Source organism: Clostridium sp., from assembly GCF_016650095.1.
GTDB lineage: Bacteria > Bacillota > Clostridia > Clostridiales > Clostridiaceae > Clostridium_AD.
This window is the reverse complement of the sequence record NZ_JAENWL010000025.1, coordinates 1-17,705: the sequence shown is the minus strand read 5'-3', so window position 1 is coordinate 17,705 and position 17,705 is coordinate 1. Positions and strand designations below refer to the sequence as shown.

Below are 17,705 nucleotides of genomic sequence, written 5' to 3'. Positions count from 1 at the left end.
CAGAGTTAAAATCCCAAATACCATAAGTTTTGCTCCACCAGCAAGCATACCACCTATGTAATTTCATTAATAATTATATAACAAATACTTATTTTTTGAAAATAGATGCTACCAATAGATAATGAATTATCTATTGGTAGCATCTATTTGTGACTTCTATTTCTTGTTACTCTTAGTTTCCCTATATATTCTCTCTATATTTAATTTTAAAAGCAAATAACGCTCCACAAAGTCCACCAATAATATGTGCAAGTTGTGAAATATTATCTTGAGCAAAAGCACCTGCAAAGATTTCTCTACCAATAAATACAAAAAAGACAATTATTAAAGTAAGTGGAACTCTCCCCTTCTCAGCATTAGTAAAAGACCCCAAAATAATAAACATATACACAATTCCACTGGCACCCAGCAGTGCAGCACTCGAGAAAATTGTATTTATTAGACCTGTAACAAAAGCAGTTACCAATATTAACTGTATTAAAACTTTCGAACCATACTTTTCTTCTAGCATAGGTCCAATTATTAAAATTATTATAAAATTGCCTGAAAAGTGAGCCCAATTAGCATGACCTAATATATAAGAAAAGAGCCTCACATATTGCATTGGATCCAAAAGGGAAGTTCTATAATTTGAAAAAAGTAAGCGAGTCAATATACCATTTGTTAAATAACATAATAAATAACTAACAAGGGCTAAAAAAGTAAAAGTTAATATTACTGGTGAATTATACTGTATTTTTTTTAATTTTTTAAACATTTTTTCCCTCCCTAAAATCACATTACTTTTATAAATTAATAAATTAATAACTTAAAATAATTAATATAGTAATGGAAACAAAATATATAACTAGTGGAATATATTTTGTTTTATCTTCCACTATATATTTTTCTTCTTGAACGTATTCTCCTTGGATGTACTCCACTTCTTCTTTGATTTCTAATCCATCCTTTTCCTCTTTATATTCTTTCAGTTTTCTTAGGTTTATAAATAATATAGCACCACCAATCAATAAAAATATTGATGCTCTAAGCATCACTACATATAAGCTAACATTCATTGCTTCCGCTGTAGCAGCTGCTTGTTCTGGTTCTATCCCATTATTCATAATCTTCATATAATGATTTGCTACTTTACTTAAAGTAAATGATATTGCATTATTTGTTGCGTGAAATAGCATACTCCCTAGGAGTGATCCCGTATATTCCCTTATCTCTAATAAAATAAATCCCAAAAATAACACATAGATAATTTGCATTATATTACCATGAAAGGTTGCAAATATTGTAATTATTATAAAATATTTTATTTTTTTACTTTTCCCTTCATAAGCATCTAAGAAAACACCTCTAAAAAACACTTCCTCAAAAAACGCTGGAATCAAAATTATTACAATTATTCCTAATAATGTTGAGCTGTTGCTTACTAATTTAGATATTTCCATGCCATCCTTTATCACAATGGGGAACAACTTCATACTTATAGAATTAATACCCGCTGCAAAAATAAAAGTACCAAATGCTACGAACATTGTTAAAAGAACTTGTTTTGTAGTAATTTTCTTTATTACCATTACTTTACTAAATTTTCTTTTAGTAATCCTACAATACAATAAAGCAATTCCTCCAAGTGCTATAACACTAGTCCCTCCAGAAAGAAGTAGTGAAACATTTTCGGTTATAGAACCATTTAATCTAAATACTATATTTGCTATATGAGGTATTGAAACAAATATCAACAATGCTAATAATAATAAACTATTTGCTAATAGTATTTTTTTATCTTTCATAAATCTTCTCCTTAATATATAGAATTAATTTTCTTAGTAGCACCTTCTTTTTTACATCAGTAAATTCTACTACTCAGATATATATCATAAGCTAAGCGCCTACAATAATCAAATGTTTCATGCTTATATTCTAATGTGATTCCTATCCAATGTAATAGTTAAATTAAAAAATGCATATTCTTTTTTATAATATGTTTCATTAAAAGTGGGTATTATAAAATATGATAAATTAAGTTTTACTATGTGAATTATTCATAGGGCTTAATAACAATAATAAGAGTACTATAATAAACATCCTAAATATCCAGTTAAATAAAGTTATCTAGAGTAAATGGACGAAATGCTTAAATGCTTAAAGGTCGATACCTATCATAAACTTGAATTTCCTAGTTAAGTTTGTTATAATATAAGCATATGCTATAAACTTACATGGATATGTTTACAAATAATACATAGATTAAATACTAAAAGAGGTGGATAAATGTTAAAAATTGAAGTTAAAGGTTTGACCAAGATTTTTGGTAAAAACGCTAAACAAGGTATAAATCTTTTACAAGAAGGAAAAACAAAACCAGATATTTTAAAAGAAACAGGAATGACTGTAGGTGTAAATAGAGTATCATTTGAAGTACACTCCGGAGAAATTTTTGTTATCATGGGATTATCTGGAAGTGGAAAATCTACTCTTGTAAGATTAATTAATCGACTAATTGAGCCAAATGCAGGTAGTGTACTCGTAGATGGTGAAGATTTAGCAAAAATGGATAAGCGTACATTAAGAGAGACCAGAAGAAAGAAACTAAGCATGGTTTTCCAAGGATTTGGATTATTTCCACATCGCACTGTTTGGGAGAATGCCGGATTCGGATTAGAAATACAAGGAATGAATAAAAAGGAAATTCGAGAAAAGGCTATTGAATCATTACAATTGGTAGGTTTAACAGGCTATGAGGATCAATATCCTGGTCAATTATCTGGCGGAATGAAGCAAAGGGTAGGCCTTGCAAGGGCGCTAGCTAATGATCCAGATATTTTATTAATGGATGAAGCGTTTTCTGCCCTAGATCCGCTAATTCGTAAAGAGATGCAAGATCAACTTATAGATTTACAAGCATCTATGCATAAAACGATTATATTTATTACACATGACTTAGATGAAGCACTTAAAATTGGAGATAAAATTGCAATTATGAAAGATGGATTAATTGTGCAGGTTGGTACTCCAGAAGAAATTATGACAAACCCAGCTGATGATTATGTTAAGAAGTTTGTTCAAGATGTAGATAGATCTAAGGTGTTTTCTGCACAACATGTTATGAAACGTCCTGAGACTATAGATATAGAAAAAGATGGTCCACGAGTTGCGCTTCAACGTATGAGACAGGCTGGAATTTCAAGCATTTATGTTATTAATAAAAATAAAGAGTTCCTTGGAGTTGTAACTGCCGATGCCGCATCGGAAGCCGTAAAAAATGGGAATAAAGATATTTATGCTGTTATGATTACAGATGTCCCTGTGGTTGCTCCAGATTTATCATTAAATGATTTATTTGAAGTAATACACAATTCTCCTGTGCCCGTAGCAGTTGTTGAAAACAAAATATTAAAAGGAATTATAGTTCGAGGCGCAGTACTAGCGGCTCTTGCAGGAAATGAGGTGAATATGGATGACACAAATACCACAACTACCAATAGTTAAATGGGCTGACTTTGTTACTGCATGGCTTAGAGAAAATGCTCAGTGGTTCTTTGAACCAATTAAAGATTCGCTTGATGGGATTATATCTGGTTTAAGTGATGTATTGATAGCTATACCACCATTAGTTTTTGTTTTAATTATAGTAGTATTAACTATATTTATAACCAAGAAAAAATGGGGATTATCTTTATTTACTTTATTAGGGTTACTGTTAATACAAAATCTTGGATTTTGGGAACAAACTATGCTTACTCTAGCATTGATTTTAACAGCTAGCTTTATATCAATTTTAATCGGTATCCCTCTTGGAATTTGGATGTCAAAAAATACAACAGTTCAAAATATAATAACTCCAGTATTAGATTTTATGCAGACTATGCCTGCCTTTGTCTATTTAATACCTGCTGTTTCTTTCTTTGGTATAGGAATGGTACCTGGGATTATTGCATCCGTTATATTTGCAATGCCTCCAGTTGTACGGCTAACCAATCTTGGTATTCGCCAAGTTTCGCCGGAACTAATTGAAGCAGCAAATGCATTCGGATCAACTCCAACGCAAAAACTATTGAAAGTTCAACTTCCACTAGCAAAAAATACAATTATGGCAGGTGTTAACCAAACAATAATGTTATCACTATCTATGGTTGTTATAGCTTCTATGATCGGTGCTGACGGATTAGGTGTTGAAGTTTTTAGAGCTGTTACCAGGAATGAGGCCGGACAAGGGTTTGCTTCTGGGCTAGCTATTGTTATATTGGCTATGATATTGGATCGTATTACTCAAGCACTAAATAAAATAAGTGATGTTTAAAATTTAAATAGTTAAATTCATATTACTTTTCTAAAATTTTTCGAAAAGTAATATGTGAAATATAAGGGGGAATAAATTTATGATAAAAAACAATTGGAAAAAACTTGGTGCCGTAGCATTTGGCATAGTAGCACTAACTTTTGTTGGCTGTACTAATAAAACTGCTGAAGAACCTAAGAGTGCTGATAAAACTATTGGTGAGCAAATGGATTATAAAATTACAGGTATAGATGCTGGTTCAGGCGTAGTTCAAGCTGCCGAGCAAGCTGTTAAAGACTACAAATTAGATTATGCTGTACAAACTAGTTCAGGTGCTGCTATGACACAAGCACTTGCAGATGCGTATAAAGCCGAGGAGCCAATTATAATTACTGGTTGGTCACCCCACTGGATGTTTAGTAAATATGACTTAAAGTACTTAGAAGACCCTAAAGGTTCTTTTGGAGAGGCTGAACATATAAACACAGTTGTACGCAAAGGCCTAAAAGAAGATATGCCTGATGCTTATAAAATATTAGACCAATTTGCTTGGACCCCTGCATACTCAGAAGCTGTTATGCTTAAAATAAACGCTGGAGGAGACGCAAAGGAAATTGCAAGTCAATGGATTACTGACAATAAAGACACAGTAAGTAAATGGACTGAAGGTGCAACAAAAGTAGATGGCAAACCAATTAATATTGCTTACGTTGCTTGGGATACAGAAATTGCATCTACTAATGTAATTGGATTAGTGTTGGAAGATATGGGATACAAAGTTAAACTTACGCAAGTAGACGCAGGACCAATGTGGGCTGCAGTAGCTAGTGGTGATGCAGATGCTATTGTTGCAGCGTGGTTACCAGCAACACATGCGAAATACATGTCCGACTACAAAGGTAAAGTTGAAGATCTAGGACCAAACCTAGAAGGAGCTAAAATAGGTTTAGTTGTTCCTAAGTATATGGATATTAATTCTATAGAAGATTTAGTTAAATAGTATGTAAATAATAGAACCCTCTGTAAAGCTCATGCTTTGCAGAGGGTTCTATTACATTTTCACAACAATCTTATCATCAGCACATTCAATCTTAATTTTGTTTCCAGTTTGTGTTGTATTTAAAATTACTTTATGACCCCATAAATTATATATATACTTTAATGTAGCTTCCGCGTAAGCAATGTTTAATTCTCTTCCATCAAAGACATGCTCTAAGATTAGAGTTTTATCCTTTTGGGACATTTCTGCTACTCTAATAAGTGGGATAGACCCCACCCCACAAGAACTAGCTAAGGTATTTCTAATACTTTTAAATCCATTGTCATCGGCTACTTCTTTCACTACATAATTCCCATCTTGAGCCGCATACTCAAATAAATTAAGGTCTTCACATAGTTCTTCTGTTAAATACTTTCTTAAAAAAGATTCATCTCGTTCAATTTCCCTAACTTCAAATATTTTATCCTTCCCATATTTTTTTAAAATATCTTCAAATATCTTAAATCCTACGAAATATGGGTTTATGGATCCATACCCAGGCGCTATTACATCATTATGACGCTTAATGAATTCTAAATGGAGTGAAGTTGGTAAATCCAGTTCCTTTAATATATTATAATGCCAAAAGCTAGCCCAGCCTTCATTCATTATTTTTGTTTCAATTTGAGGCATAAAGTATGCAGTTTCCTTCCTTACAATTTCAAGTAAGCTCTTCTCCCACTCCTCTATATCACCATGTTTTATAATAAAATATATAATATCCTCCTCAGGTTCTATAGGTATTTTGTTTATTTCTGGAAATTCCAGCTTCACATATGCATCCAAACTATCATGAACCTCATTATTGTTTTTATAATCATCTAAAAGTCTTTGCTTTAAAACTTCCTCTGGTATTCTTTTTTCCCCGATAACCCTAGATGTTTGAAACTTTATGGCATGCGCTGCATCTAATAATCTTTCTACCTTTTCGTATCCTATACTTGGATCATTTATATAACTTCTTACCATATCTGCATGAAATTTAAACATCTCTACAGTAGACGCAGCTCTAGTTCCATCCTTAAACAATCTATTGTTTTTAAAAAAATCATTATGTCCATAAACATGAGCTATAGTTAAAATTTGTAATAACAGTGTGTTATCCTTCATTAAATATGCAATACACGGATCTGAATTTATAACCATCTCATAAGGTAGTCCTGATAAATTATATTTATATACAGTGCTATTTTTTTCGTATGATTTTCCAAAGCTCCAATGTGGGTACATTGAAGGCATTCCAATATAAGATTCATAGCCTAGCATATCCTTATATCCTATTATTTCAAATTCTTGAGGATAGAAATTAAGTCCTTTTTTTTTCACTATATCCTCAATTTTTTCATTCCAATTTTCTAAATCCTTTAAGGTATACTCCAAACCCATGTCACCTCTCTCCATCTTTTTTCAGCATGTATTTAAGGCCTTTCCACAAATCCTCTTTCTTCTTTATTTCCACTGAAAGAAAATTTTTATTAGTTACTCCCTTAGAAAAAATGTTTTTCATAGAAGCAGAGTAGTAGCTATTCATAAGCTCAGCGTACCCAAATAAATTACTTACCTCACAAATATTTTTTGCGGCCTTTATAGCTTTTTCATTGTCTTCTTGCCAATTATCTCCATCACTAACGTAAAAAACATACACATTCCAATTTTCAGGATTATATCTTTTTTCAATTATTTCTAATGCCTTATTTAATCCACTAGAAATATAAGTACCCCCTGATTCAACTTTATGAAAAAAATCAACTTCGTTTACCTCCTGAGCAACAGTTGTATGTGCAATAAAACTAACCTCCACATTAGAATATTTGGATTGAATAAATTGAGATAATACAAAGAAGAAGGAACGAGCTAAATACTTCTTTGTGTTATCCATTGACCCAGATACATCCATTACACATAGGATAACTGCATTTGACTCTCTCTTAAAATCTTGTTTTATTCTGTGATATCTTAAATCCTCATTTTTAAAAGGCAATCTTTCAATTTCTTCGCCTGCATTTTCTTCCATTAAAGCTTTACTTTTCGCCTGTTGCCTTTTAATTTTCTCGCCCACTGTTCTTTTTTTAGCAAGGCGTGGATTAATACCATGTTTTTGATATCCTGCTCTTTTAATACCATTTTCCGTTAAAATCTCTTTAAACTTTTTTTTATCCATTTCAGGAAGTGCTAAATCCTCTAACAGGTAATTTAAAGCATCTTCTAAGGTTATCTCAGTTTCATAGATATCTTCCCCTTCATCATCACCTGCTGTGCCTTTACCCTTGCCTTCACCTTCAGCCTTTTCCTTCCCTATGACTTGACCTCTTTTTTCAGACCCATCACCGCTACCTACTCCGCCCTTGTTTTTACCGAAAATAAATTCATATTCCTTAAGGCCTCTTATTGGTATCTTAATTTTTTTATCCTTACTTTGCCCTATAATACTTTCTTCTGACAATATATCTCCCAGATTCTCTTTTATGGATTTCTCAACAAGCTGACGATGACGTCGTCTGTCCTCTGCAGCCCGATCATGCTCTATGGGAGTAACGTTATAATCCCTAAATATTGCCATAGGGTTAATCCTTCCATAAATTATTAGCAGCGTATTTCAGTATTACGTCACAACAATAATCACAATAGCCATTTCCCTTCATTTGTTCAACCATTACGTTATATTTTTCATCTTGGTCCTTATCGCGAACTCTAGATCTAGTTATAATTCTTGATAATTCTTTTACTGAGCTTGTAAGTTTCTTTTCAATTGCTTCTTTTAAAGGCTCATAAGACTCATATTTGATTTTTCCACCATTTCTAACCACATAAAACATATAAGAAGTTACATCACTTCTAAATCCCTTCGAAGAGCTCTCAGATATCCCAATCTGCTCTTCTATTGATCTCATAAAGTTCTCATCTGCCATAAGCTCCTCGCCTGTAGCTTTATCCTTTAATTTTGCCTTATTAACAAAAGCTTCCGCATTATCAATATAGTTATCAAATAAACTTTCTGCCTGTTCTTTGTAGCTGTGTATAAACGCTTTAGTTACTTCTTTCTCTAAGATTTTATTGTATTCTTTTCTAATACTATCCTGAACATAACCCATATACTTCTTTTTTTCATCCTCAGCAATGTCCATTTCCCTAACGGATTTAATAATACTTTCCATAATGCTAAGTGGATTTATACAATCACATTCTGAATTTGAAATAGCATTATCAATTGCCTTTACTATAAATCTTGTGGAAATACCATGCATTCCTTCGTCAAGACCTGCTTCTTCTCTTAATTCACTAATATCCATTTTCTTAGTAGTTCCCTTTTCTACTATTTCCTCGCCATTATAAATCTTAAGCTTTGTTATAGGGTCTACCTTATTTGAAGGTTTAAATCTTGAAAGCAATGCAAACATTGCGGCAGTTTCAATGGTGTGTGGTGCTATATGAGGTTTAAAGTTACTCTTCTTAAGAATCTTTTCGTAAATCTTAATTTCTTCATTTAGCTCAAGGCAATAAGGAACCTCAACCTTCACAATTCTATCTAAAATAGCTTCATTAGTATGATCCGACTTAAACCTATTCCATTCGGCTTCATTTGAATGGGCAATAATTATACCATCAAAGTAAATCATAGAGCCCTTTCCTGGTGATGGTATTGATTTTTCTTGAGTTGCTGTTATTATGGTATGAAGATACTCAACATCATTTTTGAATACTTCAATAAATTCTACAACCCCTCTATTGCCAACATTAAATGCTCCATTAAGAGAAAAAACTCTAGGATCATCCTCTGAATACATATCCATTTTAGATATATCAACGGAACCTGTTAAAATTGAAGTATCTTGATTATTAGGATCTACCGGTGGAACAACACCTATGCCTTTTCTTGATCTTATTGAAAAAGAAGTAGTTGTAACTGGAAATTTTTCATATTCTCCATTATATTCATTAAGTAGCCTATACTTACATGCCGGGCAAAGATCCCCTTCGATTTCAACTCCGAGCATTTCCTCAAAGTCACGACGCATGTGCTTTGGAATTAAATGCAATGGTTCTTCATTCATAGGACATCCTTTTAAAATATAAACTGGTTCTGTACTTTCAAAAGCTTTCTTCAAAGATTCCACGAGTGATGACTTTCCAGCTCCTACAGGACCCGCTAAATACAGTACCTGCCTAGATTCCTCGCCCTTCATAGATGCTGAGTAAAAATAACTAACGAGCTTCATCAATACTTTGTCAATTCCAAAAAAATCTTCTTTAAAAAATGTGTACCTTTTTATCAGATCATTACCATATATTTTTCTTATTCTTGGGTTTTCCTCAGGCTTTAGGATTTCAAATCCTCCTTTTATTATTGTGTCATACATCCTCTTATGAGAAAGTTTAGCCTTATCAGGATTAGTTTTAATTATATCTAAATACTCCAAAAAATTTCCTTCAAATTTACTTTTTATTTTATTTTCTCTATCATTTTGTATTATATTTTTAAAATCCATTTGATACCTCCTACTAAGATTATTTTTAATATTATAATATATATGCAAGGACTAACCCTTAACATGATGATTATTAAAAAAAACTTATTAAATTTTAAAAACACCCTATGTGTAGATTTTTTTTCATTTGTCTACTTTATAGAGTATTCCTTAATAACCATAATATTCTTATGGTATAATATAGATTGAAACAAACAAAAGTATTTTTTTAAATATTTTTGTAGAGTTAATTATAAAATCTTGAATTTACATATATTAAAAATACATCATGAACTATATACATGCATAGTTAGTAAAAGGAGATGCTTAAATTTGGAAAAGTTATATTATGAAAACCCATATCAAACAGAATTTACAGCTGAAATCATAAATGTAATTGAAAAAGAAAACAAGTATCATGTTGAACTGAATGAAACCTATTTTTACCCTGAAGGTGGTGGTCAACCGTGTGATACTGGGTTTATAAATGGAGCTACGGTAACCTATGTATATGAAGAAGATGAGAAAATATATCATGTAGTTGAAGTGAAACCTTTAAAAATTCACAGGGTTAAATGTAGCATAGATTTTGACATGCGGTTTGATTATATGCAACAGCACCTGGGTCAGCATATACTTTCTGCTTGTATCCATGATTTATTTAATGCAAATACCATAGGCTTTCATCTTGGGACAAATTCTACAACCATTGATATTGATAAAGCTATTAGCAGTAGTGAAATTATTATTGCTGAAAAAAAAGCTAACAAAATAGTTTTAGACAATATTAACATAGAAGTACTATATCCAACTAGCTCAGAACTAAAAAAAATATTATCGAAAAAAATCCCAGTAAAAGCTGGTGAAAAAGTTAGAATAGTGAAAATTGGTGATATTGATGTAAATCCTTGTTGTGGTATACATCCGAGTTCTACTATTGAGGTGCAACTAATTAAGGTTACAAAATTAGAGAAATATAAGACTGGTCTAAGAATTGAGTTTCTGTGTGGGGGAAGGGCAGTTTCTGATTATGCCTTAAAACATGAAGCTATAGAAAAAATGTCTAAACTTTTATGCTGTAATAATGATACCGTTTTATCCGAAGTAGAACGGCTTTCAGGTGAACTTAATAAAGCGCTCACTGAAAAAAGAGTATTAAAGGCAACGGTTGCGCAGTATGAAGTTCAAAACATGTTAGAAACATCCCCCAAAATAGAAGACATTAGGGTACTTAAATGCATTTATGATAACGTTGATTTAAAATATGCTAACATGTTAGCAACAAAATTAGTATCCGCTACAAAGGTCATAGTTTTATTTGGAGTAAAATCTGATGATAAAGCTAATCTTTTATTCATGTGTTCAAAGGATTTAAATATAATTAAAATGGATTCTCTTCTAAAGGATGCTATAACTCTAATTGATGGAAAAGGTGGTGGAAGTGCCTTCTCTGCACAAGGTGGAGGAAAAAATAATAATAATTTAGATTCTTCACTTGATTATGCTTATAGCAAGGTTAAAGATGCTATAAGCCCTAGTTCTAAAATATAAATATTTTACTCATTTAATAGCAATAGCAAGTAAATATTTAAAGAATCAAATATTTACTTGCTATTGCTAGCTTTATTATTATAATGGAAATAAATTACCCTGTTTATATAGAATTTTCGGCACTTTAGATGCCCTAAGTCTATGTGCATAATGCATATCCGAACCTAGTAACGGCCTAGCATAATTTAAGAATGCGTCAGTTACATTATTGCATGCATTATTAATAAAATTATCAGGCATTACCCTTGTCTTACCTGCTACTGCGTCAAGTGGTGTAAGTCTATAATCTACTGAATAATGACCTGTTCTATGAATAGTAATTGAACCATCAACATTATCCCAAAGTGCAAATTGTGCAGCTTTTTCTCCTACTTCGCGAGCTTCATTCCTATCCACATCTGAAACACAGCCCATAAAACTTCTTTGAGGGTATCCAAATGTGTCAGATCTAACTCTGCTGATATTCAAATTATTTCTAATGTGCTTACACAAAAGATCTCCTAATGCTCCTGATCCTGAAAGTTGTATGTTTCCATGGGCATCTGTTTCTACTCTATCCATAAGACTTGCAATAATTGGCACTCCTTTTTCATCTTGAATCCCTTCCGAAACAGCTATTACACATCTTCCATATTTATCATAAACCTCTTTAACATCCATCAAAAATTGATCTATTTTAAATACTTTTTCAGGTACATATATTAAATGTGGTCCATCATCTTCGTACTTTTTAGCTAGGGCCGCGGCTGCCGTTAAGAATCCTGCATGTCGCCCCATGACTACCCCTATATATATCCCTGGTAATGCTCTATTATCAAGATTAACGCCAATAAATGCACTTGTAATGTATTTGGCTGCAGATCCATATCCAGGAGTATGATCATTAACCATGAGATCATTATCTATTGTTTTGGGTATATGAATCGCCCTAAGCTCGTAACTTGCAATTTTAGCTTGCTGATTTACTATTCTAACTGCATCAGATGAATCATTTCCTCCAATATAAAAGAAATATCTTATTTCATGAGCTTTAAGCACCTTAAATATTTCCTTACAATATTCTTCATCTGGCTTGTCTCTTGTAGATAAAAGTGCAGATGATGGTGTCATAGCCACCTGTTCTAGATTATGAGTTGTCTCACGACTTAAATCATGGAAATTTTCATTAACTATCCCATTTACTCCATTTATAGCACCATATACTTTTGTTACCTGTGAAAATTTTCTCGCTTCGAGCACTGCACCAACTAACGATTGGTTAATAACAGCAGTTGGTCCTCCCCCTTGTGCAATTAAAACTTTTCCTTCAATTATCATATTTTACACCCCTTATAATCTCATCCTTATTTTACATTACATCTTATCATATTTTTGTAATATACTCCAATGATTACAAGAACTATTATGAAGCTTTGAATATTTTGATTTTACAGTTTAATTAAAGCACATAGTTTTTCTGCTGCTATTTTTACACATTTTTTCCCTAGGATATCCGAAACTACTGCTATACCATCAATATTCGTTGGTTTTAATAGTCCTACATTCTTTTCATTAATACCACCAATAGCAACTACAGGGATAGAAATACTTTTTTTTATTTCCTTCAAACAGTTTACGGTCACTGCACATGCATCCTCTTTAGTCGATGTGGGGAACATAGCTCCCACTCCTACATAATCTGCTCCTTCTCTTTCTGCCTTTTGGGCTTCTTCAAGTGTTGAAGTGGAAACGCCAATTATTTTATTATCCCCTATTATGCTTCTCGCAATACCCGCTGGCATATCATTTTGTCCCAGGTGGACGCCTGCAGCATCTACAGCTCGTGCAATATCAATTCTGTCATTTATTATTAGTGGAACCTTATATTTATCTGTAATGTTTTTTATTTTAACTGCAATGTTGTAAAATTCTAAAGTACCTATGCTTTTTTCTCTAAGCTGAACTAAGGTAACTCCGCCTTTTATTGCTTCCTCCACCCCAGTATATATATCGTTATCAACTAATACATCTCTATCGGTAACAAGATAGAGACTGTAATTCACATTATTCTTCATTTATTTTGCTCCTTTTCATTATTATGCTTTCAGATAAATTATAAATAGCATCGAGTATTTTTACTTTTAGTGTTCCTGTGCCGCCTTTATTCTCTTCTAAGCCTTCATGTGCTATTTCTCCTGCAATACCCATAGAAACAATTCCTGCGAGCGTAGCTATTAGATTGTTATCTCCTATGCCTAAATAACAACCGATAAGTGAAGTACACATACATCCTGTGCCTGTAACCTTAGCCATTATTTTATGTCCGTTTGATACGGTGTAAAGAGTTTTTCCATCTGTTATAATGTCTACTTCTCCGGTTATAGCTACCACAGTATTAAATTTATAAGCCAAAGCACTTGCCATTTCTTTTTCCTTAGTAAGATCATTCCCATTTTCATATACACTTACGCAAGCATCTACCCCTTTTGTTTTAGTTTCAATACCATGAAGTGTTTTTATTTCTGATATGTTACCTCTAATAACTGCTAATTTTACTTCACTTATAATCCTTTTAGCAGTTTCTGTTCTATAAGATGTTGCCCCTGCTCCAACAGGATCTAAAATAACAGGAATATTTAGCTCATTTGCTCTTTTCCCTGCCTCTATCATAGATTCTACACTTCTACTGTTTAAAGTCCCTATATTTATAACAAGTGATGATGAAAGTGCGACCATTTCGCGTACTTCATTAATATCATCTGCCATAACCGGCGAAGCACCAATAGCAAGTGTCATATTAGCACAATCATTAACTGTAACATAATTTGTTATATGGTGCACCAATGGATTTTTCTCTTTCAAATTTCTTAATAATTCTACTACTTTTTTATTAATTTCCATTTAGACATCATCCTCCAACTTATTGCGTATATAAATCCTGTTATAACCATAACCGGCATTGTAGCTCCGAGTAGTAAATCTTTTTTTATAAATACATAATAAAGTACTATTCCAATAATCCAAACAAGAATTGCTCCCCAATTTATGAGCACACTCGCTTGCACTTTTGTATTTTTCTTTATTATAAAATAATCAGTGATTAAGATCGCGAATAATGGTGCAAATACTGAACCTATAGCATACAAAAATCCCTCATAATTTCCCATAGGAAATATTACAGCTGCTAGTGTCCCAATAATAGCCATGATAATACCAACTTTTTTCTCACCAAACTTTGGCATAATGTTTAAAAAAGAAACTCCGGCTGAATACACATCTAAAAATGTAGTAGTTACTGTAGATAAAACTACTATTCCTAGAGCTGTAATCCCTAAATTTGCTGCAAGCATAATAGCTGAAGGGTCCGAATTGTTTGAAACTATAACCGCCCCAAGGCCTATAATAAACATCCATGAACTTCCTAAAAAATAGCCTATGAAACTTCCAAAAGCTCCTTCCCTTTCGCTACTCGCAAATCTAGTATAGTCTGCAATTAAAGGCAACCAAGAAAGAGGCATAATTATACTAAGTTCTAAAGCTCCTCCAAATGATATTTCTCCAGTACTTGCTTTTGTGAGTAATGTTTTATCTTTAAATATAATAACTCCTAGTACCACTGTTAGTATAAAAAGCAAAGATACTGCTGTAATATTTAATTTTTTCATGCCCTTATTCCCAAAATAAAGCCACAAAATGGTGAATATTCCAATAATCAATATACATACTAAAACATTATCAAAATTCCATAGACTTTGTGATATCAAGTTTACAGAATTGGCTGCTACTTTTATCATAATTGCCGTCCAACCAATTAGCTGAAGTATATTTAAAATTGAAAATAAATAAGTGCTGTATACTCCAAAAGAAATATTGGTTGAAGTCATTGATGGAACTTTTTCCCTAGTGCCTATGATACCCCCCAGAACCAATATTCCGGTTCCAATTAAGTGTCCTAGTATTATTACTATTATCCCCACTTTAAATCCTAAGGGCGCAATTAATCCTCCCGTCAATATTTCAGCAGCAGAAACTGATGCTCCAAACCATAAAAATACAAAGGTCCAAAATCCTAGCTTTTCACTATCATTAATCATTTGTCATACCTGCCTTTTTATATAATTCATAAAAATGATTGGTAGGTCCTACCCCATGCCCAATATCTAAGGAATGTTTTATAGCTGTTGTTATATACTGTTTCGAATTTTTTATTGCATCCTTCATGTCGATCCCAAGTGCCAAATTTGCAGCTATAGCAGAAGATAACGTACATCCCGTTCCATGAGTATTTTTTGTATTTATTCGGTTAGACGTAAAATGTATAATCTCGCTTCCATCATAAAACACATCTACGGCGTCTCCATGCATATGTCCACCTTTCAAAAGTATATTTTTGCATCCGAGCCTATACAATTCTTTTACTGCACTTTCCATATCCTCTATTGTTTCTATATGCTTAATAACTGAACTTACTTCTTCTAAAATTTCCTCAGCCTCTGGAACATTAGGTGTAATAAGTGATGCTAGTGGAATTAGTTTTTTAATCAAAGCCGCTTTTGACTCTGGCTTTAACAGTGAATAACCGCTTTTGGAAATCATTACAGGATCGAGTACTATGTTTTTAGGCTTATATTGTTCTAATTTTTCACTTATTGCATAAATAGTAGAAATCGACGACACCATACCAATTTTAACTGCATCAACATCTATATCTGTAAAAATAGCATCAATTTGTGCTTTAATGATTTCCACCTCCAGGTCTTGTACCGCAAAAACTCCCATGGTATTCTGTGCTGTTATGGCAGTAATAACACTCATTCCATATACGCCATTTGCACTAAAACTTTTTAAGTCTGCTTGTATGCCTGCTCCTCCACAACTGTCAGAACCAGCTATTGTTAATACTTTTTTCATCAAAATTCCTCCTACGTTTTATCTATTTAAATTAGTTAGTTTTTTTAAATCTATTACTCTAAGAATAAAGTACGCTATTAAACTTCCTCCAATTGTACTTATTAAAAATGGGGTTATAAAGAACAATGCTCCAACTTTTTTACCCATCATAAGATTAGCTATTGGGAATGCTACTAATCCACCTAAAATCCCTGTACCAAATATTTCTCCTGCTACTGCGTATAAATTACTTTTGGTTTTCTGGTATAAAATTGCAGCTAAAAGCGCTCCAATCATACTTCCTGGAAAGGCCAAAAAAGAACCTGTCCCTAATATATTTCTAAGTAAAGATATACAAAAGGCAATAGCTACTCCATAGCCTGGGCCTAAAATTACTGCTGCAATAACGTTAATTGTATGCTGTACTGGGAAACATTTTGATACTCCTACTGGTATAAAGATAATACTTCCCGTTATTACCCCTATAGCTATTAGAAGTGATGAAATAGTTATTTTTTTAGTATGCATTTATTGAATCTCCTTTCTTTTATGTAAATAAAAAGGAACAAACTATAAATACCATCGCTTAAGTTTTATTTTGTGCACAGCAAAAAAACACAAATCCATAGGATTCGTGTTTAAATTATCATGTTATATAAAATCTATATATAATACACCAATAAACAACTTCCTACGCTGGCATTATCCAGTTCAGGTTATTAGGGTCAAAGAATTAAAGTTCTTGTTCTCAGTTGGCCTATCCAACTCCCCTGTGTTAGGTTATTCTTTTTTATTTCATATGTTTAATAATAACATAACAAATTAATATAAACAAATTATTATAATGAATTGATATTTTTAAACACATTTCAGTTACTTATTTTAGTTCAACGCTATTTTTAAAATTTACTGTAAATTCTCAACCCTAATTCCATATCTTTTAAATCACGAAAAAAATAGAAGCTAATTCCCATTTATTAATCCCGATGGGTTTAGCTTCTATCTTTTAATAAATTTTCGTTCAATTATTCTCTCCTTACAATTTCCCGCTCATGACTAGTATCGTTTCTAATGATTCTAATATTAAACTCTTAAGGTTTAATTCGGTACGGGTAACTTTCTTATTTAATATTTTTAAATACTTGGCAATCTATTAAAGTGTCTTTATTAGGCCTAAAAGACGATTTTTATTAAACTACCTATGAATTAAGTTTTTGTTTACGCTGATTCAGCAGTTTTCAACTAATGATTTTAACTACATAATAAGTTTTTCTTTTTTCGGTGTAACCACCACACTTTCTTTTAAATTAAAATGTTTTTTTATAATATTAATCTTTGGGCCACACCCCTTCTTATTAAAGATTTTCCCTTACACTCTGATTGGAAAGCTTTCTTCTTTGTGTAATTTCAGTATACCTACTTTGCAGAACTTTGTCAACACTTATTATTAATTAATATAATGAATAATTGTTGTATTATTCTAACAATGGTTAAATCTTTAACT

General features: G+C 32.3%; 15 protein-coding genes and 1 riboswitch. Of the genes, 4 read left to right on the top strand and 11 right to left on the bottom strand.

Features of this window, described 5'->3' with window-relative positions:
- Positions 1–181 precede the first annotated feature (181 nt).
- Together JJE11_RS03145 and JJE11_RS03140 are read right to left on the bottom strand one after the other, a co-directional pair.
- Positions 182–757, bottom strand: coding sequence for a rhomboid family intramembrane serine protease (locus tag JJE11_RS03145; protein WP_291632798.1), 576 nt, complete (start codon positions 755–757; stop codon positions 182–184).
- Positions 758–800: 43 nt separating this feature from the next.
- A complete protein-coding gene (locus JJE11_RS03140) occupies positions 801–1,787 on the bottom strand; it encodes a CPBP family intramembrane glutamic endopeptidase (protein WP_291632797.1) in 987 nt (328 codons plus the stop codon).
- Positions 1,788–2,268: 481 nt separating this feature from the next.
- On the opposite strand from JJE11_RS03140, the gene JJE11_RS03135 reads away from it, so the two are divergent.
- The 3 genes from JJE11_RS03135 to JJE11_RS03125 all read left to right on the top strand — a co-directional run bounded on the left by JJE11_RS03135 (position 2,269) and on the right by JJE11_RS03125 (position 5,276).
- Positions 2,269–3,486, top strand: coding sequence for a glycine betaine/L-proline ABC transporter ATP-binding protein (locus JJE11_RS03135; RefSeq protein WP_291632796.1), 1,218 nt, complete (start codon positions 2,269–2,271; stop codon positions 3,484–3,486).
- A complete protein-coding gene (locus JJE11_RS03130) occupies positions 3,455–4,297 on the top strand; it encodes a proline/glycine betaine ABC transporter permease (protein WP_291632795.1) in 843 nt (280 codons plus the stop codon). The genes JJE11_RS03135 and JJE11_RS03130 overlap by 32 nt, the downstream gene beginning before the upstream one ends.
- A gap of 79 nt (positions 4,298–4,376) precedes the next feature.
- Positions 4,377–5,276 carry a glycine betaine ABC transporter substrate-binding protein gene (locus JJE11_RS03125; protein ID WP_291632794.1) on the top strand — a complete coding sequence of 300 codons (900 nt, stop codon included), beginning with the start codon at positions 4,377–4,379 and terminating at the stop codon, positions 5,274–5,276.
- A gap of 51 nt (positions 5,277–5,327) precedes the next feature.
- Here the strand turns inward: JJE11_RS03125 and JJE11_RS03120 are convergent, their stop codons facing one another.
- Genes JJE11_RS03120 through JJE11_RS03110 form a run of 3 tightly spaced genes read right to left on the bottom strand, consistent with a single transcriptional unit; the run spans position 5,328 to position 9,802 of the window.
- Positions 5,328–6,695 (bottom strand): SpoVR family protein, encoded by a 1,368-nt coding sequence (locus JJE11_RS03120; protein ID WP_291632799.1) that lies wholly within the window; start codon positions 6,693–6,695, stop codon positions 5,328–5,330.
- Between the two features lie 7 nt (positions 6,696–6,702).
- A complete protein-coding gene (gene yhbH, locus JJE11_RS03115) occupies positions 6,703–7,875 on the bottom strand; it encodes a sporulation protein YhbH (RefSeq protein ID WP_291632793.1) in 1,173 nt (390 codons plus the stop codon).
- Between the two features lie 4 nt (positions 7,876–7,879).
- Positions 7,880–9,802, bottom strand: a complete 1,923-nt coding sequence (locus JJE11_RS03110) for a PrkA family serine protein kinase (protein WP_291632792.1) — start codon at positions 9,800–9,802, stop codon at positions 7,880–7,882.
- A 312-nt stretch (positions 9,803–10,114) separates the two neighbouring features.
- On the opposite strand from JJE11_RS03110, the gene JJE11_RS03105 reads away from it, so the two are divergent.
- Positions 10,115–11,332, top strand: a complete 1,218-nt coding sequence (locus JJE11_RS03105) for a DHHA1 domain-containing protein (protein ID WP_291632791.1) — start codon at positions 10,115–10,117, stop codon at positions 11,330–11,332.
- Between the two features lie 78 nt (positions 11,333–11,410).
- Here JJE11_RS03105 and JJE11_RS03100 read toward each other — a convergent pair whose 3' ends face one another.
- The 6 genes from JJE11_RS03100 to thiW all read right to left on the bottom strand — a co-directional run bounded on the left by JJE11_RS03100 (position 11,411) and on the right by thiW (position 16,729).
- Positions 11,411–12,649 carry a 6-phosphofructokinase gene (locus tag JJE11_RS03100; RefSeq protein WP_291632790.1) on the bottom strand — a complete coding sequence of 413 codons (1,239 nt, stop codon included), beginning with the start codon at positions 12,647–12,649 and terminating at the stop codon, positions 11,411–11,413.
- 110 nt (positions 12,650–12,759) lie between these two features.
- Positions 12,760–13,386, bottom strand: coding sequence for a thiamine phosphate synthase (gene thiE, locus JJE11_RS03095; RefSeq protein WP_291632789.1), 627 nt, complete (start codon positions 13,384–13,386; stop codon positions 12,760–12,762).
- Positions 13,376–14,212, bottom strand: coding sequence for a hydroxyethylthiazole kinase (gene thiM / locus JJE11_RS03090; protein ID WP_291632788.1), 837 nt, complete (start codon positions 14,210–14,212; stop codon positions 13,376–13,378). Before thiM ends, thiE begins: the two co-directional genes overlap by 11 nt.
- Positions 14,191–15,405 carry a putative hydroxymethylpyrimidine transporter CytX gene (cytX, locus tag JJE11_RS03085; RefSeq protein ID WP_291632787.1) on the bottom strand — a complete coding sequence of 405 codons (1,215 nt, stop codon included), beginning with the start codon at positions 15,403–15,405 and terminating at the stop codon, positions 14,191–14,193. The genes thiM and cytX overlap by 22 nt, the downstream gene beginning before the upstream one ends.
- The gene (gene thiD / locus JJE11_RS03080; RefSeq protein ID WP_291632786.1) at positions 15,398–16,222 is read right to left on the bottom strand and encodes a bifunctional hydroxymethylpyrimidine kinase/phosphomethylpyrimidine kinase; all 825 of its coding nucleotides are present in this window, start codon (positions 16,220–16,222) and stop codon (positions 15,398–15,400) included. Before thiD ends, cytX begins: the two co-directional genes overlap by 8 nt.
- A gap of 18 nt (positions 16,223–16,240) precedes the next feature.
- Positions 16,241–16,729, bottom strand: coding sequence for an energy coupling factor transporter S component ThiW (thiW, locus tag JJE11_RS03075; RefSeq protein WP_291632785.1), 489 nt, complete (start codon positions 16,727–16,729; stop codon positions 16,241–16,243).
- 142 nt (positions 16,730–16,871) lie between these two features.
- Positions 16,872–16,983: riboswitch (TPP riboswitch) on the bottom strand.
- Positions 16,984–17,705 lie beyond the last annotated feature (722 nt).